This is a genomic window from Corynebacterium callunae (genome assembly GCF_046592015.1).
In the GTDB taxonomy this organism is placed as follows: Bacteria; Actinomycetota; Actinomycetes; order Mycobacteriales; family Mycobacteriaceae; genus Corynebacterium; species Corynebacterium callunae_A.
Window position 1 is genome coordinate 261,222 of the sequence record NZ_JAWVOB010000002.1, and the last position, 26,394, is coordinate 287,615.

The following is a 26,394-nucleotide window of genomic DNA, read 5'->3' on the forward strand; positions in this document are numbered from 1 at the left end:
CACAACCCTTTGCCCACTTTAGTGGGCGGTTCAGTGGGAGTTTGGTCGGCACAGTTGTTTTTATGTCGACAGAGATGGGTGGAAGGCGGTGGCCGAGTTATGGCCACGCCTTGGCAACCCGTCTCCGTAAAATCCGCACCCTTCGCGGATTAAGCCAAGAGGAATTGGCAGAACTGTCTGGAATCAGCAGAAACACCATCTCCAACTTCGAAAGAAATGAAAATAATCGGGGCACGGAAGTAGATCCCCGACTTTCTACCCTCTATGACCTCGCCTTTGCACTGCAAGTGCCACCGATGGCACTGATGCCAGCGGCGGGAGAGTTAGTGGCCAATATCTGCGTGGATGAACAGCTAGGCATTGATGTGCGCTGGCCCACCGAGAAAGACGGCCTTATTTTTGAGGCCGATTCCCAGCTCAATGAGCCTCGCTCCGAAGAAGATGACTCCGAAGACGAGGCTGACGACGAGGAACAAGACGGCTAAAGCTGGTGTAGCCACTGCTCAACTTCATTTTGAAGTTGTTGCAGTAGTTGCTGCGCCTCATCATGAGATGCTGCTTGGCCGACCTCCAAATAAAGTTTGGCCTTGGCCTCTGTTCCAGAAACACGCGCAATAGCGCGGATATGGATTGCTCCCACCTGGCCATGCAAGGTAATGCCTTGGTTTTCCGGCAGTGCCACTGCACTCAGTGGTACTCCTATGAGCTCCTGTGGGGGATGGGTGGCCCAGGCGTCGACAAGCTCTCTGGGGTTGGTGGTACGCACCGCAACCTGCGTGGAGGCGAAATACCCATAGCGGCGGTAGAGCTCATCAAGTTTTTGTTGCAGGTTTAGGCCCTGCGCCTTGAGCTCGGCGACCCACGCTGCCATAAACAGCCCGGTGGCAATGCCATCTTTGTCTGGAACCAGATCCGGGGCGGGGCAGGTACCAACGGCCTCTTCATAGGCAAAGGCCAGCTCGCCAGGGAAATTATCGGCGGCGCGGGAGAGATTTTTAAAGCCGGTGAGTGTCTCGCCATAATCCCAGCCTTTATCGGCGGCAATAATGCTAAGCAAATGGGAACTGACAATAGATGTCGCCACAACTGGGGGAGTGCCCTCCCCATTAAAATCCGGCACTAAGCGCGTGGCCAGCAGCGTGCCTGCCTCATCGCCAGAAAGCATGCGATGGCTGCCATCTTCTGTGCGAATGCCCACAGCACAACGATCGGCATCTGGATCAAGCGCCAACAATAAATCAGCATCCTTTTGTGCGGCGTAGTCCAACAACATGGCAATCGCTGAAGGCTCCTCCGGATTGGGGAAGGAGACAGTGGGGAAAGTGGGATCAGGGAAGTGCTGGGCCTTAACGGGGTAGGCCTCGGCAAAACCGGCAAATTGCAAAGCGCTTGACATTGCACGTCCGCCCACGCCATGCAGCGCGGTATAGACAATTTTTAGGCTCGCGCGCTCAGAATTAACCCGCAGCAAATCAGCCTGCTTTGGGGTGACCAGTTCTACCAGCTCATCAATATATCGACGCAGCTGATCGGCGGTGGGGCGCACCGTCACGCGCGGCACCAAAACTGGATCCTCAATGGCCTGAATATGCGCTTCAAGTTCTTGTTCCAACTCGGAATAAAGCTGGCGACCATTGGCCAAAAATACCTTATAACCATTATCTGCAGCGCCATTATGGGAAGCCGTAATCTGCACACCAGCATCAAGATGACGCCTTTTTACCAGCCAGGGAACTACTGGAGTGGGGCTGGGAGTGGGCAGCAAAATTACCTCAAAGCCAGCACCAGCAAAAACCTCAGCAGTGGTGGCAGCAAAAGTATGGGAGCCATAACGGGCGTCATAACCCACCACCACCCGCAGCGGGCCATCCTCGGGATACAAAGCGCGCCCAATTCCGGTTTCATCCTCAGGGACAGGATGTGGAATTTGGTCAAGGGCGGAACGCTCCGCGAGCCAACTTGCCAAACCTGCAGTTGTGCGAGTTACCTGAAGTACGTTCATCTGATGCTGAGCTGGACCCACTGGTGCACGCATACCTGCAGTGCCGAATGTGAGCTGACGGGACTCGTCCATTAACACCCCGATCCTAGGTTTTTGTGCAATCACTATTAGAATCGACTCTACCGCTATGCGGGTAATCCCGATATGTCAGTGGAACTCAAAGGAAGGGACTACGTGTGATGAATATTGGTGCGCAGGTTGCCTCATGGTTGGACCGCCACCATGACGAGGTCATCAGCTGGAGAAGGCATCTACACAGCCACCCCGAGCTTTCCCATATGGAATATCGGACAACTGAATTTTTGGCCTCCGTCTTAAAAGACCACGGTCTTAAACCACACCTCTTCCCAGGTACCGGCCTCATGGTCGATATTGGGCCAGCAAGTGAGTCCCGCTTGGCCTTCCGCGCCGACATGGACGCCTTGCCGCTTGTTGAAAGCACTGGTTTGGACTTTAGTTCTGAAACCACCGGGGTGGCACACTCCTGTGGCCACGATGTGCACACTGTCATTGCCTTGGCATTGGCCTGCGCGCTGAGCACCGTGGATCTTGATATGGGAATCCGCGTAATCTTTCAACCCGCCGAAGAAGTAATGACCGGCGGCGCCACCGACCTTATTTCCTTTGGTGCCTTGCAAGGTGTGGACGCCATTTATGCCATCCACGTGGAGCCAAAATTGAAGGTTGGAAAAGTCGGAATTCGCGCCGGGGCTATCACTTCTGCCTCAGATGTGATTGAAATCAGAGTTAAGGGCGAAGGGGGACATAGCGCACGCCCACACCTTTCTGCCGATGTGGTCTATGCATTGAGCAAATTGGTGGTAGACCTACCTGGTTTGCTCTCACGCCGCGTGGATCCGCGAACCGGAACTGTGTTGGTGTTTGGAACCATCAATGCGGGGTATGCCCCCAATGCCATTCCAGATTCTGGAGTGGTGTCCGGAACCTTGCGTACCGCAGACATTACAACTTGGCGCGATATGCGTCCTTTGGTCGCTGAGCTGGTGGAACAGGTGCTCGCACCCACTGGAGTGAAGCATGAACTGATTTATAATCCGGGCGTTCCGCCGGTATTAAATGATGATGTTGCTACCGCCCTCTTGGCCAGTGCTGCCCGCGATGTTGATCAGCAATCGGTAGTTCAGGCACCCCAATCTTCGGGTGGCGAGGACTTCTCCTGGTACCTCGAACACGTCCCCGGATCCATGGCTCGCCTGGGTTGTTGGTCCGGACACGGCACCAAACAGGATCTGCATCAAAGTGATTTGGTGGTTGATGAAAGGGCCATTGGAGTCGGGGTCAGGCTCTTTGGATCGCTGGTACAGCAGTACAGCAGCAGATCTGAGGCTTTTCTAAACCATTAATGGGGGTAGTGTGTAGGGCTGGCTCTAAAAAGCTGAGACGTCACCCAGGGCGTATCAGCATGTTTCATTTAGACTTGGATCACGCATAGGTGCAATCCAACTAGCATTCACCCAGCTCACACGTGTGGAGGTGCCTTAATGGCAAAGAGAATCGTAATCATCGGCGGTGGCCCAGCAGGCTACGAAGCTGCCCTAGTCGGCGCAAAGTACGGCGCAGAAGTCACCATTATCGAAGATGAGGGAGCGGGTGGATCAGCAGTCACCATGGACTGCGTGCCATCCAAGTCTTTTATTGCCGGTACCGGCATTAAAACTGACCTTCGTCGCGCCGATGACATGGGCCTTAACCGCGGATTGGGTAAGGCTCATCTCGAGATCGATGCTCTCAACATCCGTGTTAAGGCACTTGCCATGGCGCAGTCCGAAGATATCCGCGGACAGCTACAGCGCGCAGGTGTGCGTTTGATCGACGGCTTTGGCCGCTTTGATGACTACAACACCAAGCAGACCACTCACTACATCAAGGTCACCCATGTCGACGGTAGTGAAGAGACTGTGGAGTGCGATCTGGTGTTGGTAGCAACCGGCGCCACCCCTCGCATCCTCAAAGGTGCAGAACCAGACGGCGAGCGCATTCTTACCTGGCGTCAGGTTTATGACATTGAAGATCTTCCAACCCACTTGATTGTGGTCGGTTCTGGTGTAACCGGTGCAGAGTTTGTTTCAGCTTTTGCTGAGCTGGGTGTCAAGGTCACCATGGTGGCTTCCCGTGACCGCATCCTGCCACACGATGATGCGGATGCTGCGGATGTGTTGGAAACTGTTCTTGCAGAACGCGGTGTCTCCCTAGAAAAGCATGCCCGCGTTGATTCCGTTACCCGCACCGAGGACGGTGGCGTTTGCGTACGTACCGCTGATGGTCGCGAAATTTTTGGATCCCACGCATTGATGACTGTTGGTTCCATTCCTAATACCCGCGATCTGGGCCTAGAAAACATTGGTGTTGAGCTGGCACCTTCAGGCCACATCAAGGTGGACCGCGTTTCCCGCACCAACATCTCCGGCGTTTATGCAGCCGGCGACTGCACCGACCTCTTCCCACTGGCTTCTGTGGCAGCAATGCAGGGCCGTGTGGCGATGTACCACGCACTGGGTGAAGGTGTTTCTCCCATCCGCCTGAAGACCGTGGCTACTGCGGTGTTCACTCGCCCTGAGATTGCAGCTGTTGGCGTTACCCACGCCCAGGTGGAATCCGGAGAGGTTTCTGCTCGTGTGATCGTCTTGCCTTTGGCAACCAACCCACGTGCCAAGATGCGTTCTTTGCGCCACGGCTTTGTGAAGCTCTTCTGCCGCCGCAACTCTGGCCTGATTATCGGTGGCGTTATTGTGGCTCCAACTGCATCTGAGCTTATTTTGCCAATTGCAGTTGCTGTGACCAACCAGCTCACCGTATCTGACCTGGCTGATACCTTTGCGGTATATCCTTCCCTGTCAGGTTCCATCACCGAGGCAGCACGTCAGCTGATGCAGCATGATGATCTGGGTTAATTAATCCCTCATCCTGCTAACTCTTAAATCCCCGCCGCGCCTTAGCTTCAAAAGCTGAGTCGCGGCGGGGATTTGTTTATGCGCATAGGTGCAAGGCAACAAAAGGGGAGCGAAGCCGGACTCCCGAAGGCTGTGAAGTTGCACACCCCCCTTTTGTTAACTTTGCAAACTTCTGCAATTTTGAATGTGTGCAGGTAGTTGCCACCTGATTTTTTAACTTGGCTAAAAATGGCAACCAAATCAGCCCCCAGCCAAGATTTTGCAGGGGGGACGGGGCTAGTGAATGGGGGGTTAATTTCACTTAATGTTTTATAACTTTCGCAGGTCAGCAAAGTGTGTCTGAGAAGTTGCGGAGAGAATTCGGAAATCGATGTTTGATTGATGGTTCCCGGCGTTACGATGTTTAGACAGAGTGACTGCCATCACCCTAGGCGGACTCTTGTTGAAAGGAACAAACATAGTGTCAACTCACACGACCTCCACGCTTCCAGCATTCAAAAAGATCTTGGTTGCTAACCGTGGAGAGATTGCAGTTCGCGCCTTCCGCGCCGCCTTTGAAACCGGAGCGGCCACCGTCGCTATTTACCCTCGCGAAGACCGTGGCTCCTTCCACCGCTCTTTCGCCAACGAGGCAGTGCGCATCGGCACTGAAGGTTCGCCAGTTAAGGCCTACCTGGATATCGATGAAATTATTAATGCAGCCCTCCGCGTTAAAGCGGATGCAATTTACCCAGGCTATGGCTTCCTCTCTGAGAACGCCCAGCTAGCGCGTGAATGTGCAGAAAACGGCATTACTTTTATTGGCCCCACCCCAGAGGTGCTTGACCTCACTGGTGATAAGTCTCGCGCAGTGACCGCAGCAAAAGAAGCTGGTCTGCCGGTGCTGGCAGAATCAAAGCCAAGCAAGAACATTGATGAGATCGTCAAGAGCGCTGAAGGCCAGACCTACCCAATCTTTGTCAAGGCAGTAGCCGGTGGTGGCGGACGTGGCATGCGTTTTGTCGCAACCCCAGAGGAACTTCCACAGCTTGCTAAAGAAGCCTCCCGCGAAGCAGAAGCTGCCTTTGGTGATGGCTCAGTTTATATTGAACGCGCAGTTATTAACCCACAGCACATTGAAGTCCAGATCCTGGGCGATCATACCGGCGAAATTGTGCACCTCTTTGAGCGCGACTGCTCCCTGCAGCGTCGCCACCAAAAGGTCGTAGAAATCGCCCCCGCGCAGCACCTCGATCCTGAGCTGCGCGAGCGTATTTGCGCTGATGCCGTGAAGTTCTGCCGCCACATTGGATACCAGGGTGCTGGAACCGTGGAGTTCCTAGTGGATGAAAAGGGCAACCACGTCTTTATTGAAATGAACCCTCGTATCCAGGTGGAGCACACCGTTACTGAGGAAGTAACTGAAGTTGACCTGGTGAAGGCGCAGATGCGTCTAGCTGCGGGAGCAACTTTGAAGGATCTTGGCCTCACCCAGGACAAGATCAAGACCCACGGTGCCGCCCTGCAGTGCCGTATCACCACCGAAGATCCAAACAACGGTTTCCGCCCTGACACCGGAACCATCACCGCCTACCGTTCCCCAGGTGGAGCTGGTGTGCGTCTCGACGGCGCAGCTCAGCTCGGTGGCGAAATCACCGCACACTTTGACTCCATGCTGGTGAAGATGACCTGCCGTGGTTCTGACTTTGAAACTGCAGTAGCCCGCGCCCAGCGCGCCCTGGCAGAATTCACCGTTTCCGGCGTGGCCACCAACATTGGCTTCCTGCGCGCCTTGCTGCGTGAAGAGGACTTCACCTCCAAGCGCATCGCCACCAGCTTCATCGCTGAGCACCCACACCTGTTGCAGGCACCACCTGCCGATGATGAACCCGGCCGTATCTTGGACTACCTAGCTGATGTGACTGTGAACAAGCCACACGGCGCCCTGCCAAAGAACGTGGCAACTCCAATCGACAAGTTGCCTCCAATCAAGGATCTGCCCCTGCCACGTGGCTCCCGCGATCGCCTCAAGCAGCTCGGACCAGAGGCCTTTGCCCGTGACCTGCGCGAGCAGGACGCACTTGCCGTCACCGATACCACCTTCCGCGATGCGCACCAGTCCCTGCTGGCGACCCGTGTCCGCTCTTATGCCTTGATCCCTGCGGCAGAGGCCGTCGCAAAGCTAACTCCCGAGCTCCTCTCTGTAGAGGCCTGGGGCGGTGCTACCTACGATGTGGCAATGCGCTTCCTCTTTGAGGATCCTTGGGCGCGCCTGGATGCGCTGCGCGAGGCAATGCCAAATGTCAACATTCAGATGTTGCTGCGCGGCCGTAACACCGTCGGCTACACCCCATACCCTGATTCGGTGTGTCGCGCGTTTGTGCAGGAAGCAGCCAAGTCCGGCGTGGACATCTTCCGCATCTTTGATGCGCTTAACGACGTCTCCCAGATGCGGCCAGCAATTGAGGCAGTCTTGGAAACCGGCACCGCGGTGGCTGAGGTAGCTATGGCTTACTCCGGCGACCTCTCCAACCCTGGTGAGAAGCTCTACACCCTGGATTACTACCTCAAGATGGCTGAGGAGATCGTTAAGAGTGGCGCACATATCCTGGCGATTAAGGATATGGCTGGTCTGCTGCGTCCGGCTGCCGCTACCAAGCTGGTGACCGCACTGCGCAAGGAATTTGATCTGCCAGTGCACGTGCACACCCATGACACCGCCGGTGGTCAGCTGGCTACCTACCTGGCTGCTGCTAATGCTGGCGCCGATGCCGTTGATGGCGCTTCGGCACCACTTTCTGGTACCACCTCGCAGCCTTCCCTGTCTGCGATTGTTGCTGCTTTTGCACACACTCGTCGCGATACCGGCCTGAGCCTAGAAGCTGTATCTGACCTTGAGCCTTATTGGGAAGCAGTGCGCGGACTCTACCTCCCATTCGAGTCCGGTACCCCTGGCCCAACCGGCCGTGTCTACCGCCACGAGATCCCCGGTGGTCAGCTCTCCAACCTGCGTGCACAGGCCATCGCATTGGGTCTGGCAGACCGCTTCGAGCTCATCGAAGACAACTACGCAGCTGTTAATGAGATGCTCGGCCGCCCAACCAAGGTCACCCCATCCTCCAAGGTAGTGGGCGATCTTGCCCTGCACCTCGTCGGCGCTGGCGTTAGCCCTGCTGATTTTGCGGCCGACCCACAGAAATATGATATCCCAGATTCTGTGATCGCCTTCTTGCGCGGTGAACTCGGTAACCCTCCAGGAGGCTGGCCAGAACCACTGCGTACCCGCGCATTGGAAGGTCGCCCAGCTGGTAAGGCACCATTCAAGGAGGTTCCTGCCGAGGAGCAGCAGCACCTTGACTCGGACAACTCTGAAGAGCGTCGCGGCACCCTCAACCGACTGCTCTTCCCGAAGCCAACCGAGGAATTCCTGGAGCACCGCCGTCGCTTTGGCAATACCTCTGCGCTGGATGATCGCGAGTTCTTCTACGGTTTGGTCGAGGGCCAGGAAACCCTGATCCGCCTGCCTCATGTGCGCACCCCAATGGTGGTTCGCCTGGACGCCATCTCTGAGCCAGATGATAAGGGCATGCGCAATGTGGTGACCAACGTTAACGGCCAGATTCGCCCGATGCGTGTGCGTGACCGTTCCGTGGAATCTGTCACTGCAACCGCAGAAAAGGCCGATTCCTCCAACAAGGGCCACGTTGCGGCACCATTTGCTGGTGTTGTTACCGTGACCGTCAATGTTGGTGAAGAGGTCAAGCCTGGTGACGCCGTAGCCATCATCGAAGCAATGAAGATGGAAGCTACCATCACCTCTCCTGTCGCTGGTGTGATTGACCGCGTGGTTGTACCAGCAGCTACCAAGGTGGAAGGTGGCGACTTGATCGTCGTCGTCTCCTAAAACCTTTTAGCTAGATAGCGCCCCGTGGACTTGAGCAATGCTCAAAGCCACGGGGCGCTTGCTTATGACTAGGATCGAGGGCCATGAGTTCCCATTCGCATGATTCTTGTTCCCCCGACCTTGAGCGCGATCTCCGTGTTACAGGCCAATTGCCACCGGCCCAAGAAACCACCATCCCAGACCTCGGCGAACTTGGAACCACCACAGCAGCTGCCGAAATCACACAGCTGAGCACTGCGAATATCAAGCGGGACCTCATCGATTTATCCCATAAAATCCCCGTGCTGGTGCTCATCGGCAATTCCCTGCAGGCACGCTACCCAGAGCTTAAAAATGAACTCTCGCAGCTTGCTGCCACAGCACAGCTGACATGGTCTCTGGCTCTGGTTGATCCAGACCGCGCACCGGAAATCGCCACCCAATTTCGGCCCCGCCAAATGCCGGTGGTTTATGCAGTTGTGGGTGCCACTAGCGTTTCCAGTTTTGAACCCGGCCTGCCGGGAATTGAACTAGGGGACTGGCTGGAGGATGTGCTGGCCCATCATGCCACCAAGCTGCCGGGCCTAAGCCCAGCAGAAAGCCCAGCAGAAAGCCCAGCAGAAAGCCCAGCAGAAAAGCAGAGCCAACAAACAGCCGACCCGCGCCTTTGGCAAGCAGCCGAAGCCGTGAACGCGGGCGACTTTGGAGAGGCCCTTGAGCTTTATGCACAGCTACTGGCAGAAAATCCCCAAGACCGCACGCTGCTTCAAGCCCAAGCTGCGGTCTCGGTACTTAAAAGAGTGCAGGAATCTGATCGGGGAGTAGATCCCATTGCGCAATCTGAAGCTCATCCAGATGATGTGAAATGGGCCTTGCTAGCTGCGGATGTTTTTGTGATGCTGGACCAGCCCCTGGAAGGCGTCGAAAAGCTCTCTGGAATGCTGAATGCCCAGCCCCACAACGCCGAGCTGCGGGCGCGCCTGCGTGATTTATTGTTTTTGGTGGATCCGCAGGATCCGCGGGCAGCGTCGGCGCGGGCACAGCTGGCGGCGGCAACCTTCAATTAGCTCGCCCTTTTAGCTCAATAGCGCGGTTGCCTCGGCGTCGCTGAGCGTGGCGGCCTCGAGTTTGGCGCGCAAGGCCGGGGCGTCAAGGGAAATGCCAATGAGCACGAGCTCTGTGCCTGGTTGCAGCTCACTGCCAGCCCAATAGGCAGCCGGGCGGATGCTTAAATTGGGGCCGGCCTGATGCCAGATCTGCGCAATATCAAGGTGATCGCTCAGCCAGCAATAACCCTTGGAACGCACCAACCCCACCGTGGAGCGCAGGGCCTCGAGCAGACGATTTTTATCAAAGGGGCGGTCGCTGCGAAACACCAGCGAGCTAATGCCATATTCCTCAGTTTCAGGGGTGTGCGGATTTTCCAGCTCTTCGGCATAACCCTCATAGGTGCGCGCGGTGTGTTCATCATAAAGCTGCGCGCCGAGGATCTCATCAAGCACTGGCCGGCCATTGCTCAGGCCATCAACCAGCGCGGACACCTGCGCGCGGGGGTTAAGCGTGCGCACCAGCGTTGCGGTTTGCTGGGCGCGCTGCTGGGATGCCAAATCAGTTTTAGTGAGGTAAATGCGATCGGCAAACTCCACCTGATCGGTGAGGAGATCCGCAATGAGGCGCCCATCCTCGGGGGCTGCGGCCATATCTGCCGCGCTGAGCTGGGTATTGCGCCGAATCTGATCCAAAAACTGGGTGCTATCAACGAGGGTGACCATGGTGTCCAGTGGCGCCACATCCGCAAGCCGGGTGCCGTCCTCCCACTGCCATTCAAAGGTTGCAGCTACCGGCATGGGCTCGGAGATACCGGTTGATTCAATGACAATATGATCAAATTTTTCACTGCGTGCCAGCTCACCGACCGAATCCACGAGGTCTTCGCGCAGCGTGCAGCAGATGCAACCATTGGTCAACTCCACAAAACGATCTTCGCCACGGGTCAGATGCCCTTCAGCGGCAATAAGCGCGGCGTCAATGTTGATCTCGGAAAAATCATTGACAATCACCGCAATTTTCTTCTCCCCACGATGCTGCAGCAGCTGATTAAGCAGGGTGGTTTTGCCGGATCCCAAAAATCCCGACAGCACCGTAACCGGGGTGCGTGAAGCCATAAAAACTCCTTGATGAAAATAGGTTCCAATAAGTCTGCGACCAAGTCTAGCTGGTTTTTGAAAACTATTTCCAATAACGCTTCTCGACGCGCCCCTGCGCCGAACCCTCCCCGCACCGCCACAGGCGGAGCTGGGCTAATGGGGGAGGGTGAGCCCCAAAAAGCCCTGCGCCCAGCGCCGGATGGTTTCTTCGCCCACCCGCATGGCATCGCCAATGGTGACAGGTTCTAGAACGGGATCATTGGGAAGTACGGTGCTTGGGTCGCCGGCCGGCAGTAGCTCCAAGGTTTTGGTGGCTGGGTTGAGGCGGGCAAAAACTAGTAGCTCTACGCTGGTTTGTTCACAAATGGCCCAGGTGTATTCGGTGTCATCTTCCCATTTACGTTTGGCTTCGGAGATGAACTCTGCCGATACCTCTGTGCCTAGTGCTCTGGTTAGAGCGGGGACATCGTTGATGCGGTCATCCGCAATTAGGGTGCGGGCATAAAAACGGCCGCCATTTAAATCCATCGGTTCCATGGTGGAAGCTTAATCAAAAAATGCGGTGCGTAAAGGATTTTACGCACCGCATTTAGCTTTAAGAGTTACTTGATCTCAAGCAGAACAGCACCCTTGTTAACACCTTCGCCAGCAGCTACAGCCAGGCCGGTTACGGTACCGGACTTATGGGCCTTGACGGGGTTTTCCATCTTCATAGCTTCAAGAACAACTACGGTGTCGCCCTCGGTGACTTCAGCGCCTTCTTCAACGTTGACCTTGATTACGGTGCCCTGCATTGGAGCAGCCACTGCATCGCCGGAAACTCCAGCCTTGGCGCCACCTGCACGACGCTTCTTGGACTTCTTCTTAGCGCCGGTAGAACCGCCACCGAGTGCGAGATCGCCTGGAAGGGCGATTTCTACGCGACGGCCATCAATCTCAACAACAACCTTTTGAGCTGGGACCTTTTCTTCATCCTCAAGGTCTGCAGCATCGGTATAAGAAGCAATTGGGTTCTCCCATACTTCTTCGATCCACTTGGTGTAGACCTCAAAGCCGTTCTCATCGCCCACAAAAGCTGGGTTTTCCACGATGTGGCGGTGGAATGGGATAACGGTTGGCATGCCCTCAACAACATATTCTGCAAGTGCACGGCGGGAGCGCTCAAGAGCCTGCTCACGGGTAGCGCCCCAGACAATGAGCTTAGCCAGCATGGAGTCGAACTGGCCGGAGATCTCAGAACCTGCAACAACGCCGGAATCCATACGTACACCTGGGCCTGATGGCTCGCGGTATGCGGTGATCTTGCCTGGAGCTGGCATGAAGTTGGAGCCAGCATCCTCACCATTGATGCGGAATTCAAAGGCGTGGCCGCGTGGGGTTGGGTCTTCCTTGATGGAAAGCTCTGCGCCCTCAGCGATGTGGAACATCTCGCGGACCAGGTCAATGCCGGTGGTCTCTTCGGTTACTGGGTGCTCCACCTGGAGACGGGTGTTGACTTCGAGGAAGGAGATAAGTCCATCAGAGCCAACCAAGTACTCCACGGTGCCAGCACCGTAGTAGCCAGCTTCTTTACAGATAGCCTTGGCGGAGGAGTGCAGGCGCTCGCGCTGATCATCGGTGAGGAATGGGGCTGGAGCCTCTTCAACAAGCTTCTGGAAACGACGCTGCAGGGAGCAGTCGCGGGTGCCGGCAACCACAACATTGCCGTGCTTATCAGCAATAACCTGGCACTCGACGTGGCGAGCCTTATCCAGGTAGCGCTCCACAAAGCACTCGCCGCGGCCGAAAGCTGCCACAGCTTCACGGGTTGCAGATTCAAAGAGGTCAGCAACCTCTTCCATCTTGTAAGCAACCTTCATGCCCCGTCCGCCGCCACCGAAGGCAGCCTTAATAGCAATTGGTAGACCGAACTCTTCAGCAAAGGCAACAACCTCGCTGGCGTCCTTTACTGGTTCCTTGGTGCCAGGAGCCATTGGAGCGTTAGCAGCGTTTGCGATGTGGCGCGCGGTGACCTTGTCGCCAAGGGAGCGGATGGACTCAGGTGAAGGTCCGATCCAGATGAGGCCAGCGTTGATAACAGCTTCAGCGAAATCAGCGTTCTCAGAGAGGAAGCCATAACCAGGGTGGATTGCGTCGGCACCGGACTTGCGGGCGGCTTCAAGGATCTTATCGATCACCAGGTAGGACTCCGCGGAGTTCTTGCCACCAAGGGCAAAAGCCTCGTCTGCGTAGGCAACAAATGGTGCGTCTGCATCTGGCTCGGCGTAAACAGCGACGGAGGCGATTCCCTCATCGCGAGCAGCACGGAACACACGGATTGCGATCTCACCGCGGTTCGCGACAAGAACCTTGGTGATCTTCCTAGTCTCGACGGACACTAAAACCCTCCTGGTTAAAAAATGTGATGGCATAACTGGGCATGCGAAGTTCTTGCCCATCCAATAGGAATATTCTTGCACACTCACCCGCGAAGAACTTAACCACACATGAGTGTTTCCTCATATTTTTTCGGACGCTTCAAAGTTTTCGCAGGTAAAAGCTAGTAGTACAAAAATATAAAAGTGTGCTGGAAATTTCCCAGCACACTTAAAAAGCGGAGTTTTTAGGCTTTTTCGGCGTCGTCAGTGCCTACTGCGATCGGCATGCGAACCATATTTCCCCACTCAGCCCAGGAGCCGTCATAGTTGCGTACATTCTCAAATCCCAGCAAGTACTTCAGTACAAACCAGGTGTGAGCTGCGCGGTCGCCCACACGGCAGTACACCACGGTGTCATCGCTGGGGTTAAGGGAGGAATAAAGTTCGTCCAAGGCGGCGCGAGAGCGGAAGTTGCCATTGGGCAATACAGTCTCGGACCAGTCCAAGTGCTGGGCACCTGGGATGTGTCCGCCGCGCAGCACACCCTCGCTGGCAACTGGGTTGCCCTGCGCATCGAGGCCGGAGAACTCCTCGGCGCTGCGCACGTCGATAAGCTTCATGCCCTGTGACTTGTTGAGGGATTCGAGTACCTCAGCCACAAAAACGCGCTGGCCTTCGTCGATGCGCTCGACAACGGGGTAGCCGGTGGCAGGGTATTCAGGGACGACGTAGGAGGTATCGCGCTCCTCGGACATCCAAGCATCGCGGCCGCCGTTCAGGAGGCGGACGTCGGTGTGGCCAAAAAGCTCAAAAACCCAGAGGGTGAAGGCAGCCCACCAGTTGGATTTATCGCCATAAACCACAACGGTGTCATCGCGTGCGATGCCCTTGCGGTCCATGAGCTCGGCAAAAGCCTTGCCATCGATGAAGTCGCGGGTGATGGGATCGTTGAGATCCTTCTTCCAGTCGATGCGGACAGCGCCGGGGAGGTGTCCAATATCGTAGAGCAGGGAATCTTCATTGGATTCCACTACTTTGAGGCCAGGGGATCCCAAACGTGCGGAAAGCCAGGACGCGGAGACGATCCTCTCAGGGTGCGCATATTCCTGAAACGCGGGAAATGGGTCAAACGGTGCTGCCATGTGAGGTCGCTGCCTTCCATAAGGGGGTCGATACTTTTGATACGTAACCAAGCATATTGCTTTATGGTTCCTGTGTCCTTAATTACTACTGAGTTAGTTAAGTCTCCACGATCATCTTTGGTACTTTATTGTCTATCTTGTCAACGTGTTAAAGCCCTACTTTTAAGTTATCTCTGCGAGCCTACATATATGAGGGTTTCCCATGTTGTCCGCAATTTTTGACTCTGCTGAATAGTCCGGTTTGGCACCCCACAAAGGAGCCGCCGGGAGATGAGAAAGTGAAATCCACCACCATGCATAAGAGCATCGTTGTTTTCGAGGTTGAGGGCGGCTCCGACAAGTTCCTCGATGGACATCGCAAGGACACCATGCCAATCGTCAACTCCATTGTGGAGAACGGCTGGCACGCTGAGGTTGTGTACTACCGCCCTGAGTGGACCGAAGACCTATTTAACTATGTTTCTGAAAAATTTGATGGTTATATTTCCCGCGTAAACCCCGGCAACATCCCCGGCGGCGAGCGTGGCTACTTTGATTTGCTCACCCGTCTGTCCGAAGCTGGCCTGGTTGGCATGTCCACCCCAGAGGAAATGATGGCTTATGGCGCTAAGGACGCGCTGGTTAAGCTGGCAGAAACCGATCTGGTTCCTTCTGACACCCACGCTTATTATGACGTGGAGACCCTACACAAGCTCTTCCCATCTTCCTTGTCCTATGGCGAGCGCGTGCTCAAACAAAATCGTGGTTCCACCGGTTCCGGCATTTGGCGCGTGCAGCTGGTGGACAAGAAACTTGCTGCCAGCATCGAGCCAGGCACCGAGCTGCCCCTAGACACCAAGATCAAGTGCACCGAGGCAGTGGATAACCACACCGAAATCCGCGAGCTCGGCGAGTTCATGGACTTCTGCGACCAGTACATCATTGGCGATAACGGCATGCTGGTAGATATGCGCTTCATGCCTCGCATCGTCGAGGGCGAAATCCGCATCCTCCTGGTTGGCCCACACCCAGTATTTGTGGTCCACAAGAAGCCAGCTGCCGGTGGCGACAACTTCTCTGCAACCTTGTTCTCTGGCGCGAAGTACACCTACGACAAGCCAGAGCAGTGGCAAGACCTCATCGATGAGTTCGCCGAGGCTCGTCCGGTTATCGCTGAGAAGCTCGGTGGCGACAACATCCCACTGATCTGGACCGCGGACTTCATGCTCGATACCGCACCAGACGGCTCTGACACCTACGTCCTGGGCGAGATCAACTGCTCCTGCGTGGGCTTTACCTCTGAGCTGGACATGGGCATCCAGCAGCTGGTGGCCACCGAAGCCATCAAGCGCATCGAAGACGCCGCACAAGCTTAAAAGCGCGCTTTTCGACGAAAAAACCTGGCGGATTAGCCCAATTTTGGGACAATCCACCAGGTTATTTTTTTGACTACTTATCGAGCAAGATGGCTACGGACTCTGGATCTGCATCAGAGAGCATCTGACGGCAGCGATCATATTCGTTATCTTCACCAATAAGCTTTGCTGCAAGCGCTAGGGAAGCAATTGCACGGAGCACACCGCGGTTGGGCTCATGGGAATAAGGAACTGGCCCCCAGCCCTTCCATCCATTGGCACGCAGACGGTCGAGGCTGCGGTGATAGCCAGTGCGGGCAAAAGCATAAGCCTGCAACTTTTCTTCATCAGTGGTGGCTGATTCCAAGGCTGCCTCGGCCCGCACAGCCCACACAAGTGGGCTATCTGGGTGCGTGAGGGCAGTGGTGGTAAGAGCTGGATCTGCGCCTTGGGCGGGATCCTGCGGAAGGCGAACGGGTGGGGGAGCTAGCATGTCATTCATTTGAACCATGCTCCTCATCCTAACTTCAGGACGCAGCTTGTGGGTTGGCGCCCCAAAAATCGCTGACATTAAAACCGCATTGGTACAGCGCGCGACGCACAACAGGCAGCGAGAGTCCGATCACTGATGAAGGATCGCCCTCAATGGAATCGATAAACCATCCGCCTAGTGCTTCTAGGGTAAAGGCTCCCGCGCACTCTAAGGGCTCTCCAGAGGCTGCATAGGCGGCGATGTCGGTATCGCTGGCCTCTGCAAAATGAATCGTGGTGGCCGAGGATTCGATAATCTCTTGGTCCTGCCAAATGACGCAGTGTCCGGTAATAAGCTGTGCGGTTTTTCCGCGTTGTTGTTTCCACCGTCGAATAGTTTCTTCAACTGTGTGTGGTTTCCCCTGCAGGGTGTCGTCGATAAGCAGCATGGAGTCACCGCCAATAATGACCTGGCCTGGATAGCTGGGTGCTACGGCGCGCGCTTTGGCCAGCGCGAGCTGGCTGACGATTTCGCGCGGGGCGGCGCCACTGAGGCTTTGGATGATGGCGTCTTCATCAACGTGGGCGGGGTGGATGAGTGGCTCCACGCCGGCGCTGCGCAAAATCATGCGGCGCGAGGGGGACTGGGAAGCAAGAACAATCTGCATGCTGCCACATTCTAATCCTTGTCCGCCACTGACCTTGCGCATGACAAAGCGCCACGACCTTAAAGGCCGTGGCGCTGGAGCTGCTTTTTAGAAGAAGTTCACATTCTGGAAGGCGCTGGGGTTAAAGGTGGTTGGGCGGTTGAGGCGCTCAGCCACGTTGCCCCAGTTGTTGCGGGTGGCAGGCTGAGTGAGTTGAGCCTGCGCTGCAGCCTTGGCAAGACCTGCAATCACCATGGTCAGTGCTGCCACCTGGGTATCATCAGGGTTGCCAGATAGCACCGTGAAAAAGGGCTTCTGAGCAGCCTCGGTGGTGTTGTTCTCAGACATGGTTCTCCTTAAAATAATGAGTTTCAGCAGCTGATTAAAGCTTTAAGGGGTGAAGCTTTAGAGCGGAATATTTCCGTGCTTTTTAGCGGGGGTGTTAACAACCTTGCGGTCGAGCAAACGCAGGCCCTCGATGATCTGACCACGGGTTTCAGATGGTGGGATCACTGCATCGACATAACCGCGTTCGGCAGCAAGGTAAGGGTTGAGGTGGGACTCCTCATATTGTTCAGCAAAGCCCTCGAGCAGCGCTGGAATATCCTTGCCCTCGGTTTCTGCCTGCTTGATTTCCTTTTCAAAAATCACGTTGACGGCACCCGGTGCTGCCATGACGGCGATTTCTGCGGTTGGCCAAGCAAAGACCAGGTCAGCGCCGAGATCCTTGGAGCCCATAACGCAGTAGGCAGCGCCAATGGACTTGCGGGTGATCACGGTGATCTTGCCAACGGTGGCCTCAGAGTAGGCGTAGAGCAGCTTGGCGGTGCGTCGAATAGCGCCATCAAATTCTTGATCGGTGCTGGGCAGGAAACCAGGGACGTCAACAAATTCAATGAAAGGAATGTTAAAAGCATCGCAGGTGCGGATAAAACGAGCTGCCTTTTCTGCAGCCTTAATATCCAAACAACCAGCAAGTTCGGTGGGCTGGTTGGCGATAATACCCACGGAGCGACCTTCTACGCGAGCAAAACCACAGAGGATATTGCAGGCGTAATCGCCTTGGATTTCAAAGAACTCGCCACCATCAACCACGCGAGAGATGATCTCTTTCATGTCATATGGCTGGGTGGGGGAGTCTGGGATGATGCTATCTAGTTCACGATCGGTGTCGTTGATGTTCTCAGCGATTGAACCAAGCATGATTTCCGCAGCCACGCGAGGAGCCTCAGCGCGGTTGTTGGAAGGCAGATAAGTGGTGAGCTCACGAACCCAGTCCAAGGCATCAGTTTCCTGTGCAGCAGTGAAGTGGGAAGTGCCGGTGGTGGCCATTTGAGTGCTCGCACCACCGAGTTCCTCAGCCGTGATGTCTTTGGCGGTGACAGTCTTGATGGTCTCAGGATCAGTGAGGTACATCTGGGACTTTTTATCCACCATGACCACAAAGTCAGAGAGGGCAGGGGAGTAGGCATTGCCACCGGTGCTGGTGCCCATGACCAAAGAAATCTGAGGGACAAGACCAGAAGCCAAGGTGTTGCGGTGGAAGATCTGGGAGTAGAGGCCGAGGGAAACCACGCCTTCTTGGATACGAGGGCCGGAACCTTCGCTGATGCCGATCAAAGGCACACCGGTTTTGATAGCCAGATCCAAAACCTTGACGATCTTCTCGCCATAAACCTCACCCAAGGCGCCGTTAAAGATGGTGCCATCCTGGGAGTAGATGCAGACCTTGCGGCCGTCGATGGTGCCGTAGCCGGTGACTACGCCATCGGTTGCGGGACGGTGCGCGTCCAAACCAAAGCTCTTGGAGCGGTGGCGTGCAAGAGCGTCAACCTCTACAAAGGAGCCATCATCAAGCAAATACTCGATGCGTTCACGGGCAGTTTTCTTATCTGCCTCATGTACCTGCTCTACGGCAGCTTGGCCCAGGGGTGCGTGGGCTTCGCTGAGTCGCGCGCGGAGATCCGATAGTTTTCCGGCGGTGGTCGTGAGATCAGGTGTGGTTTGTGCTGCAGTCATAGTTTCTTAGTCTAAATCCTGGGGTGGGTTCTTGAGTAATACGCGAATGTTCTATACAAAAAGCAGTGGGAAAATCTGTGCCCGCGGGAGATTGGTTTAGAAAACCTGGCGAACTTAAAAATAGGCTGCCTAGGTTGGATGGTCCCCCGTGGAGCGTTACTGCTTTAACTATGAAGGATGCTAACCCAGCTTGCTGGATTAAAGCCAGCAAGCATGAGTTCTAAAGTGCAATTTTTTAGGATTCCAGCGGGATTTTTTAATCCAGCGTGGCCTAGTTTTATCCACTGCGCACACTCAAGGTGATACTTTTGGCCCAGTTTCAGGGCAAAACAAAAGTGCCGGAAACTTTTGTGAGGACTTCTGAGGAAGCACTGGTGGAAGTTTCCGGCACAATTATTTTTTACAAAGGCATGTTGCCGTGCTTGCGTGCAGGACGGGTGACATTCTTGTGCTTGAGTAGACGCAGGTTGCGGGCAATCTGGCCGCGGGTCTCGCTAGGCAAGATAACAGCGTCAATGAGGCCACGCTCAGCTGCCAGGTATGGGTTGAGCATGTGGTCTTCGTACTCGCGCTCGAAGGACTTAGCCAGTGCCTGAACATCAAGGCCCTTGGCGTCAGCTGCCATGAGCTCCTTGCGGTAGATGAATCCAACAGCGCCAGCAGCACCCATGACGGCGATCTGCGCGGTTGGCCATGCGAGGCATATATCAGAGCCAAGGCCCTTGGAGCCCATCACGCAGTATGCTCCGCCATAAGCCTTACGCATGGTGACGGTAATCTTTGGCACGGTTGCTTCGCCGTAGGCGTAGAGCAGCTTGGCGCCACGACGCAGGATGCCGCCGTATTCTTGGCCAGCGCCAGGCAGGAAGCCGGGGACGTCAACCAGCATGACGATTGGGATGTTGAAGGCATCGCAGGTGCGAACAAAGCGAGCTGCCTTCTCGGAGGAATCGATGTCCAAGCAGCCAGCGAACTGGGTGGGCTGGTTGGCCACAAAACCGACGGACTGGCCTTCGATGCGACCAAAAGCGATAACTACGTTTTCGGCGCGGTCAGCCTGGATTTCCAGGTACTCACCGTCATCGGTGATGCACTGAATAACATCGCGCACGTCATAAGGAACGGTGGCGGAATCAGGGATGATTTCATCGAGCTTGAGGTCATCAGGGGTGAGGTTGTCCTCGATGCTGCCCTCTTCCTCGTCGAAGTCCTCTTCTGGAGCGAAGCCACGGTTGTTGGAAGGCAGGAAGGAGATCAGATCCTGAACCCAGTCCAAAGCTTCCTCATCGGTAGCTGCAGTGTAGTGGGAGTTACCTGCGGTGACCATGTGGGTGGTGGCGCCGCCGAGCTCTTCCTGGGTAATTTCCTCGCCGGTGACGGTCTTGATGACGTCTGGGCCGGTAACGAACATCTTGGAGGTCTTGTCCACCATGACCACAAAGTCGGTCAGGGCTGGGCCGTAGGCGTTGCCACCTGCGCAGGCGCCCATGATCACGGAGATCTGTGGGATAACGCCAGAAGCCTGGATGTTTTGGTAGAAGGTCTGGGAGATGTAGTCCAGGGATACTGCACCATCTTGGATACGAGCGCCAGCCCCTTCGTAGAGACCGATCAGTGGACGGCCGGTGTCGATAGCCATTTCCATGATCTTGATCATCTTTTCGCCGTACACCTCGCCGAGGGCGCCACCGAAAACGGTGCCGTCCTGGGAGAAGATGCAGACTTCGCGGCCATCAATGGTGCCCCAGCCGGTGACGATGCCGTCGGTGACGGGGCGCTTGGAGCCGAGGCCAAAAGCGGTGGTGCGGTGGCGGGCTAGCTGATCGTATTCAACGAAGGAGCCTTCGTCGAGGAGGTAATCAAGACGCTCGCGGGCGGTGAGGCGTCCAGCGGCGTGGACCTTCTCCACTGCCTTCTCGCCCATGGGAACCTGGGCTTCAGCGCGGCGCGCTTTAAGATCGGCAATTTTGCCGGCAGTGGTGTTGATGTCTGGCATATTGGCGACGTCAATCAAAGGTGAGGAAATGGTCATGTTTTGGAATCCTAGTGTCTGACGGGGGTATCGTCTACACTCATTTCTTCGTGATTTATCTCACATATGTTATTAGTGCAGCTAAGGGATAGTTTTTGAGAATGAAACTTTCCGGGCGTGTCGTGAGCATCACTAAAAAGCCTTAAAAAATAAGAAAAATTGCGCTGGATTGATTTCAAAACCTTGCTCCGTGCCTAGACATGCCTAGAAAAGCCCAGCAACGCGGGAATCCACCACACGTTCGAGTGGTGGGCGACTAGATTATCGGTTATGAACACTTCCCGGAAACCACTTGATCCCGCTATTTTGCAGACCGCCTTGGTGGATAATGGCCCCTATAACCAGTTGAATTATCAGGAAGCAACTGGTTCCACCAATGCCGACCTTATTAAAGCAGCGGAAATCGGCGCCCCGGATTGGACTATTGCCACCGTGGAACGCCAAGACAGCGGACGCGGACGGTTGGGTAGGCCATGGACTGCACCGCAGGGAGCGCAGGTGATTTTCTCGGTACTGTTTCGCCCTGGTAAAGATAGCCTAGATTCTTTAGGCACCATTCCGCTGGCCTCTGGGCTGGCCATGATGGACACCTTGGAATCTTTTGGAGTGGAAGGCGCGGGCTTGAAGTGGCCCAATGATGTGCTTATCCACGGCAAAAAACTCTGCGGAATTTTGGTGGAGGCAGCATCCCTAGATACTGATCCCGCAGTGGTTATTGGCATCGGTACCAATATCAGCCTGCAGCAGGAGGAACTCCCAGTTCCGCATGCAACCTCTTTGGCTTTAGAGGGCAAGGATATTGATAGGAATGAATTTCTCATAAGAATGCTCAACAATTTGTATGGGCGTTTGCTGGAATGGGCCGGAGGAAACTCTGCGGGAGATTCCAAGGGAAATAGCGCCTGGCTGGATGATTATAGGGCTGTATGCTCCAGTCTGGGCCAAGATGTTCGCGTTATTTTGCCTGGTGATCGTGAACTTTTGGGTGTCGCCACCGGGATCGCTGCGGGTGGGCAGTTGATCGTGCGTGATAATCAAGGCACCGAGCACACCCTCAATGCCGGTGAGGTCACCCACCTGCGCCTGCAGTAACATGAACTCCATGCAGGGGAAAGCGTTGGAAAGACATATTGGAGCAGGCGATCACATTCACGTTGATCTCACTGCACCATTATCCGGAATGTTTTTCCCGCTCTTGGAATTTATTGCCATTACCGGTGTCTGCTGGATGGGCATTGGATTTTTGGATCAACTCCCCGGAATTGACGGCACCACTCCCGCCGCAAGTTTTCCTGACGGCACCCGCGATCTATTGCTAGGAATTTGGGTAGCACTTAGCGCTTGGCGTTTTGGGCTCCCGCTCTTGCGTCAAAGCCGCTTTCGGGTGATTGTGACGGATCGTAAATTATTGGTGCGTCGCGAAGGCCTGCGCACTAAATACGATTCCATTCCTTTGAGCTATATCAATCGCATTCAACGCAAACGCAATAATTTGGTTCTGGCTGTGGGTGGGCATCCGCGCCCCTATGTGATTAATAAATTGCCCCGCGCCAAAAAGGTGGAGGCAGTGTTAAAGGATCTGCAGTACTACTAGACAGCCCGGGGCGGTGTTACTGGGCAAGACTAGGGAATCCTGAGTTGGGGAAACTATAGTTGCACAATGTGACTGAAAAAGACTCTGGAAACTCGTCCGCCCCTGAGGGAAACTTCGCAGCCCACGCGCCGGGCATGCCCGTTGTTGCTGTTATTGGCGATGGCCAGCTCGCCCGCATGATGCAAACTGCAGCCATTGAGCTGGGCCAGTCCCTGCGCGTATTGGCAGGTGCACCGGATTCCTCGGCCGCTCAGGTAGCAGCCGATGTGGTGCTTGGTGATTACACCAATATTGATGATTTGCGTCGCGCCATTGCCGGCGCTGATGTGATGACCTTTGATCATGAGCACGTTCCAACCGAGCATTTGCGTCAGCTTATTTCCGAGGGTGTCAATGTGCAGCCAGGTCCTGATGCCCTGGTAAATGCCCAGGACAAGCTGGTTATGCGCAAGCGTCTGCGCGAGCTTGGAGCCCCAGTTCCTCCATTTATTGCAATTGGAAATGTCGAGGATGCTGTGGGCTTTTTTGATGCCGTTGATGGTCAGGTGTGCCTCAAAGCCCGTCGTGGTGGATATGACGGCAAGGGCGTGTGGTTCCCAGCGACCAAGGACGAGCTAGCACAGCTCGTCGAAAAGCTCCTTGGTGCTGGCACGGCGTTGATGGCGGAGAAGAAGGTCGCCCTGGTCCGCGAGCTGTCCGCCATGGTGGCCCGCACGCCTTCAGGCGTGACGCAGGCGTGGCCCGTGGTGGAGTCCGTGCAGCGCAATGGCGTGTGCGCGGAGGCAGTGGCGCCGGCCCCAAATCTTTCCGCTGAGCTGCAGGAAGCCACCCGCGCGCTGGCTGAGCGCATTGCCTCTGAGCTGGGCGTAACCGGCGTGTTGGCGGTGGAGCTTTTTGAGACCCTAGATGCTAATGGGCAGCCTGAGATTTCCGTTAATGAGCTGGCTATGCGCCCGCACAACACCGGCCACTGGACCCAGGATGGCTGCGTGACCAGCCAGTTTGAGCAGCACCTGCGTGCCGTGCTGGATTATCCGCTGGGTTCCACTGAGACTTTGGCGCCCGTAACCGTGATGGCTAATGTGCTGGGCGCGGACACCGATCCCGAGCAGCCAATGGCACAGCGTATGCAGGAGGTCTGGCGCCGTTACCCCGAGGCCAAGATTCACCTCTACGGCAAGGGCCACCGCCCGGGCCGCAAAATTGGCCACGTCAACATGGTCGGCCAGGATGTAGCACAGGTACGTGCAGACGCGCTCGCAGCAGCCCACTATTTGGTGCACGCTAGCTGGAATTAAGGCGCTTTTCGACGCCTCCCTGACCGCCCCGTATGGGGCGGTGACCAGGGCATTTGCGGTTTTTTCTAGCTTCGGTGGACTTTTAGTTCGGACAGGCGCAAAATTATGCAAATGAAAAATTCGCAGCTCGATTCTGCTGCTCCAAAATCGGGCAAGTTTATGCTTGCTCTTGGCGCCTTGGGCGTGGTTTTTGGTGATATCGGAACCAGCCCGCTCTATGCTTTGCACACTGCATTCAGCATGGAACACAATGAGGTAGAAGTTACCCCGGACAATGTCTACGGCATTATCTCCATGGTGCTGTGGACGATCACCCTCATCGTCACAATCAAATACGTTCTCTTGGTCACCCGTGCCGACAACCAGGGCCAGGGCGGTATTTTGGCTCTTGTTGCCCTCCTCAAAGAAAAATACGACGAAAAAACTCGCCTTGGCGCTTTGATTGCCGTTTTTGGCATGCTGGGTGCCGCCCTTTTTTATGGCGACGTAGTTATCACCCCAGCAATTTCCGTGCTCAGCGCCACCGAAGGCCTCGCGGTTATTTCCCCTAGCTTTGAACCCCTGGTTCTTCCAATCTCTGTTGCCGTCCTGCTCCTGATCTTCGCAGTCCAGCCTTTGGGCACCGAAAAAGTAGGCCGCGCCTTTGGCCCCATCATGTTGCTGTGGTTTGGCACCTTGGCAGCCTTGGGTATTCCCCAAATCATTGCTCACCCCGACATTCTTAATAGTTTGTCCCCAGTGTGGGCCTTGCGTCTGATTGCTACCGATCCTTTTGAAGCCTTCATTTTGCTCGGTGCGGTGGTGCTGACTGTTACCGGTGCCGAGGCATTGTATGCAGATATGGGCCACTTTGGTGCACGTCCCGTCCGCATGGCCTGGTTCTTTGTGGTGATGCCCGCGCTGATTATCACTTACCTCGGCCAAGGCGCTTTGGTGATTGAAAACCCAGCAGCCGTAGCTAACCCCATGTTCTACCTGGCACCACCAGCACTACAGATGCCGCTGGTTATCTTGGCTACGATCGCCACCATCATTGCTTCCCAAGCTGTGATTTCCGGTGCATACTCCATGACCCGCCAGGCACTGATCCTTAACATCATGCCTCGCATGTTGGTGCGTCATACTTCACCGCGTGAAGAGGGCCAGATCTACATGCCAGTAGTAAATGGCATTCTCTTTGTCAGCGTGATGGCCTTGGTATTTATCTTCCAATCTTCCGCCAACCTGGCCAATGCCTATGGCCTTGCCGTAACCGGCACCTTGGTTCTGGTCAGCCTGCTTTTTGTCATCTACGCCCACACCATCTGGAAGTGGAGCTGGTGGAAGCTGGCCCTCTTTATCCTGGCTATTTCCATCCCAGAAGTGCTGCTCTTTGCCTCCAATACCACCAAGATTTTCGCTGGTGGTTGGTTGCCACTGTTTATTGCCGCTGTGCTCATCGTGCTTATGCGCACCTGGCGTTGGGGCAACACTCAGGTGAAGACCAAGCGCATTGCTATGGAAACGCCGGTGGAGGAGTTCCTCCAAGAACTTCGCGATATGTCCGAATGCACTCCGCTGGCCTTCGGCGTGCGCAAAGTAGCAGGCACTGCGATCTTTCCCCACGCTTTCCTAGACACCGTGCCTTTGGCATTGTCCCGTTGTGTGGATGATCTGAAGATGCTGCACCGCGAAATTATCATTGTGCGCATCGTGCGCGAAAACGTTCCTCACGTTCCACATCGCGATCGCGTCAATGTGGAAATTCTGGCCACGGCACCAGTGCACATTGTGCGCGTGGATTTGAGTGTGGGTTATTTTGATGCTCAAGATATTCCTAAGAATCTGGCCTTGGTGAATATCTACAGCGATAAGGTCCATGTCAATCTTGACGAAGCCATGTACTTCCTCTCTGCCGTAACTATCCGCAGCTCGCTTACAGGACAGCTTTCTGGTTGGCGCGACCGTTTGTATATGTCCATGGAGAAGAACCAATCTTCCCGTACCGAATCCTTCAAATTGCCACCAAGCCGCACCATTGCCCTGGGCTCTGGGGTAGAGCTTTAGGTTTAGTTCGATTTTAGGTTTATAAAGGCTGGTCCGTGCTGCCATTTTTGGCAGTGTGGGTTAGCCTTAAAAAATGACTAAAAACTCCCTTATCGACTGGGTGTGGACCATGGATGAGATGGGTATTGGCTGGTGCCAATGCGAAAAAGATCCCATCACCGGCAAAGCTCCCCACACGGTTAACAAGCCATTGGTGACCAAATCCATTGTTAACGCCCTGGGAGATATCCCCGAGGTAATGAGCAACCAAGACATCAGCCTGGTGGTGCTCGATCTTTGGAAGTTCCGCGATATCACTCCACCCATCGCAGAAGCCTTGATGCGCTCCGTCAAGGCCGTCAATGGTGAGATGCACCCGCAGTATCCAACTGCCACTGCTATGGCTGCTATTAAGCACTTCTCCAATACCTTCACCGGGGAGACTGCTGCAGTAGATGGAGCTCGCGGGTAGCTCGCTGTTGTTTGCAGCGCCGTGCCCTATAAACTTGGCAGTGCTTAAGGTTGAGCCCTGATCAATGTGGGTCGGGTACT

21 protein-coding genes are annotated in these 26,394 nt (G+C 55.3%); 11 read left to right on the forward strand and 10 right to left on the reverse strand.

What is annotated here, in order from left to right; all coding sequences use genetic code 11:
• Positions 1-62: 62 nt before the first annotated feature.
• A complete protein-coding gene (locus SFC07_RS04325; protein ID WP_411206995.1) occupies positions 63-485 on the forward strand; it encodes a helix-turn-helix domain-containing protein in 423 nt (140 codons plus the stop codon).
• On the opposite strand, the gene SFC07_RS04330 is transcribed toward SFC07_RS04325, so the two are convergent.
• Entirely contained in the window at positions 482-2,074 is a 1,593-nt protein-coding gene (locus SFC07_RS04330; protein ID WP_411206996.1) for a phospho-sugar mutase, read from the reverse strand. The genes SFC07_RS04325 and SFC07_RS04330 overlap by 4 nt on opposite strands.
• 107 nt (positions 2,075-2,181) lie before the next feature.
• On the opposite strand from SFC07_RS04330, the gene SFC07_RS04335 reads away from it, so the two are divergent.
• From SFC07_RS04335 to SFC07_RS04350, 4 genes are all read left to right on the forward strand, one after another.
• Entirely contained in the window at positions 2,182-3,366 is a 1,185-nt protein-coding gene (locus SFC07_RS04335) for a M20 family metallopeptidase (protein WP_411207039.1), read from the forward strand.
• A 138-nt stretch (positions 3,367-3,504) separates the two neighbouring features.
• Complete coding sequence (locus SFC07_RS04340) at positions 3,505-4,914, forward strand: NAD(P)H-quinone dehydrogenase (RefSeq protein WP_411206997.1); 1,410 nt, start codon at positions 3,505-3,507, stop codon at positions 4,912-4,914.
• A 460-nt stretch (positions 4,915-5,374) separates the two neighbouring features.
• Positions 5,375-8,797, forward strand: a complete 3,423-nt coding sequence (locus tag SFC07_RS04345) for a pyruvate carboxylase (protein ID WP_411206998.1) — start codon at positions 5,375-5,377, stop codon at positions 8,795-8,797.
• Positions 8,798-8,880: 83 nt separating this feature from the next.
• Positions 8,881-9,843: a thioredoxin gene (locus SFC07_RS04350; protein ID WP_411206999.1), complete on the forward strand. Its 963-nt coding sequence runs from the start codon at positions 8,881-8,883 to the stop codon at positions 9,841-9,843.
• A 9-nt stretch (positions 9,844-9,852) separates the two neighbouring features.
• On the opposite strand, the gene SFC07_RS04355 is transcribed toward SFC07_RS04350, so the two are convergent.
• The 4 genes from SFC07_RS04355 to SFC07_RS04370 form a co-directional block, all read right to left on the reverse strand.
• Positions 9,853-10,941, reverse strand: coding sequence for a GTP-binding protein (locus SFC07_RS04355; RefSeq protein ID WP_411207000.1), 1,089 nt, complete (start codon positions 10,939-10,941; stop codon positions 9,853-9,855).
• 135 nt (positions 10,942-11,076) lie between these two features.
• Positions 11,077-11,460, reverse strand: coding sequence for a hypothetical protein (locus tag SFC07_RS04360; RefSeq protein ID WP_411207001.1), 384 nt, complete (start codon positions 11,458-11,460; stop codon positions 11,077-11,079).
• 65 nt (positions 11,461-11,525) lie between these two features.
• Positions 11,526-13,301 carry an acetyl/propionyl/methylcrotonyl-CoA carboxylase subunit alpha gene (locus SFC07_RS04365; protein ID WP_411207002.1) on the reverse strand — a complete coding sequence of 592 codons (1,776 nt, stop codon included), beginning with the start codon at positions 13,299-13,301 and terminating at the stop codon, positions 11,526-11,528.
• A 224-nt stretch (positions 13,302-13,525) separates the two neighbouring features.
• Positions 13,526-14,422, reverse strand: coding sequence for a sulfurtransferase (locus SFC07_RS04370; RefSeq protein ID WP_411207003.1), 897 nt, complete (start codon positions 14,420-14,422; stop codon positions 13,526-13,528).
• A 293-nt stretch (positions 14,423-14,715) separates the two neighbouring features.
• Between SFC07_RS04370 and SFC07_RS04375 the strand changes: the two genes are divergently transcribed.
• A complete protein-coding gene (locus SFC07_RS04375; protein ID WP_411207040.1) occupies positions 14,716-15,777 on the forward strand; it encodes a Cj0069 family protein in 1,062 nt (353 codons plus the stop codon).
• 73 nt (positions 15,778-15,850) lie between these two features.
• Here SFC07_RS04375 and SFC07_RS04380 read toward each other — a convergent pair whose 3' ends face one another.
• The 5 genes from SFC07_RS04380 to SFC07_RS04400 form a co-directional block, all read right to left on the reverse strand.
• Positions 15,851-16,267, reverse strand: coding sequence for a DUF3151 domain-containing protein (locus tag SFC07_RS04380; protein WP_411207004.1), 417 nt, complete (start codon positions 16,265-16,267; stop codon positions 15,851-15,853).
• 16 nt (positions 16,268-16,283) lie between these two features.
• Positions 16,284-16,895, reverse strand: coding sequence for a Maf family protein (locus tag SFC07_RS04385; protein ID WP_411207005.1), 612 nt, complete (start codon positions 16,893-16,895; stop codon positions 16,284-16,286).
• Between the two features lie 87 nt (positions 16,896-16,982).
• Positions 16,983-17,222, reverse strand: coding sequence for an acyl-CoA carboxylase subunit epsilon (locus SFC07_RS04390; protein ID WP_411207006.1), 240 nt, complete (start codon positions 17,220-17,222; stop codon positions 16,983-16,985).
• Between the two features lie 57 nt (positions 17,223-17,279).
• Complete coding sequence (locus tag SFC07_RS04395) at positions 17,280-18,893, reverse strand: acyl-CoA carboxylase subunit beta (RefSeq protein WP_411207007.1); 1,614 nt, start codon at positions 18,891-18,893, stop codon at positions 17,280-17,282.
• Positions 18,894-19,293: 400 nt separating this feature from the next.
• On the reverse strand, positions 19,294-20,925 hold the full coding sequence (locus tag SFC07_RS04400; RefSeq protein WP_411207008.1) for an acyl-CoA carboxylase subunit beta: 1,632 nt from the start codon (positions 20,923-20,925) through the stop codon (positions 19,294-19,296).
• Between the two features lie 270 nt (positions 20,926-21,195).
• Between SFC07_RS04400 and SFC07_RS04405 the strand changes: the two genes are divergently transcribed.
• The 5 genes from SFC07_RS04405 to SFC07_RS04425 all read left to right on the forward strand — a co-directional run bounded on the left by SFC07_RS04405 (position 21,196) and on the right by SFC07_RS04425 (position 26,314).
• On the forward strand, positions 21,196-22,017 hold the full coding sequence (locus tag SFC07_RS04405; RefSeq protein ID WP_411207009.1) for a biotin--[acetyl-CoA-carboxylase] ligase: 822 nt from the start codon (positions 21,196-21,198) through the stop codon (positions 22,015-22,017).
• 10 nt (positions 22,018-22,027) lie between these two features.
• Positions 22,028-22,519 carry a hypothetical protein gene (locus SFC07_RS04410; protein ID WP_411207010.1) on the forward strand — a complete coding sequence of 164 codons (492 nt, stop codon included), beginning with the start codon at positions 22,028-22,030 and terminating at the stop codon, positions 22,517-22,519.
• Between the two features lie 68 nt (positions 22,520-22,587).
• Complete coding sequence (locus SFC07_RS04415) at positions 22,588-23,817, forward strand: 5-(carboxyamino)imidazole ribonucleotide synthase (protein WP_411207011.1); 1,230 nt, start codon at positions 22,588-22,590, stop codon at positions 23,815-23,817.
• A gap of 111 nt (positions 23,818-23,928) precedes the next feature.
• Positions 23,929-25,863 (forward strand): potassium transporter Kup, encoded by a 1,935-nt coding sequence (locus SFC07_RS04420; RefSeq protein ID WP_411207012.1) that lies wholly within the window; start codon positions 23,929-23,931, stop codon positions 25,861-25,863.
• A 73-nt stretch (positions 25,864-25,936) separates the two neighbouring features.
• Positions 25,937-26,314 (forward strand): hypothetical protein, encoded by a 378-nt coding sequence (locus tag SFC07_RS04425; RefSeq protein ID WP_411207013.1) that lies wholly within the window; start codon positions 25,937-25,939, stop codon positions 26,312-26,314.
• Positions 26,315-26,394: the final 80 nt, after the last annotated feature.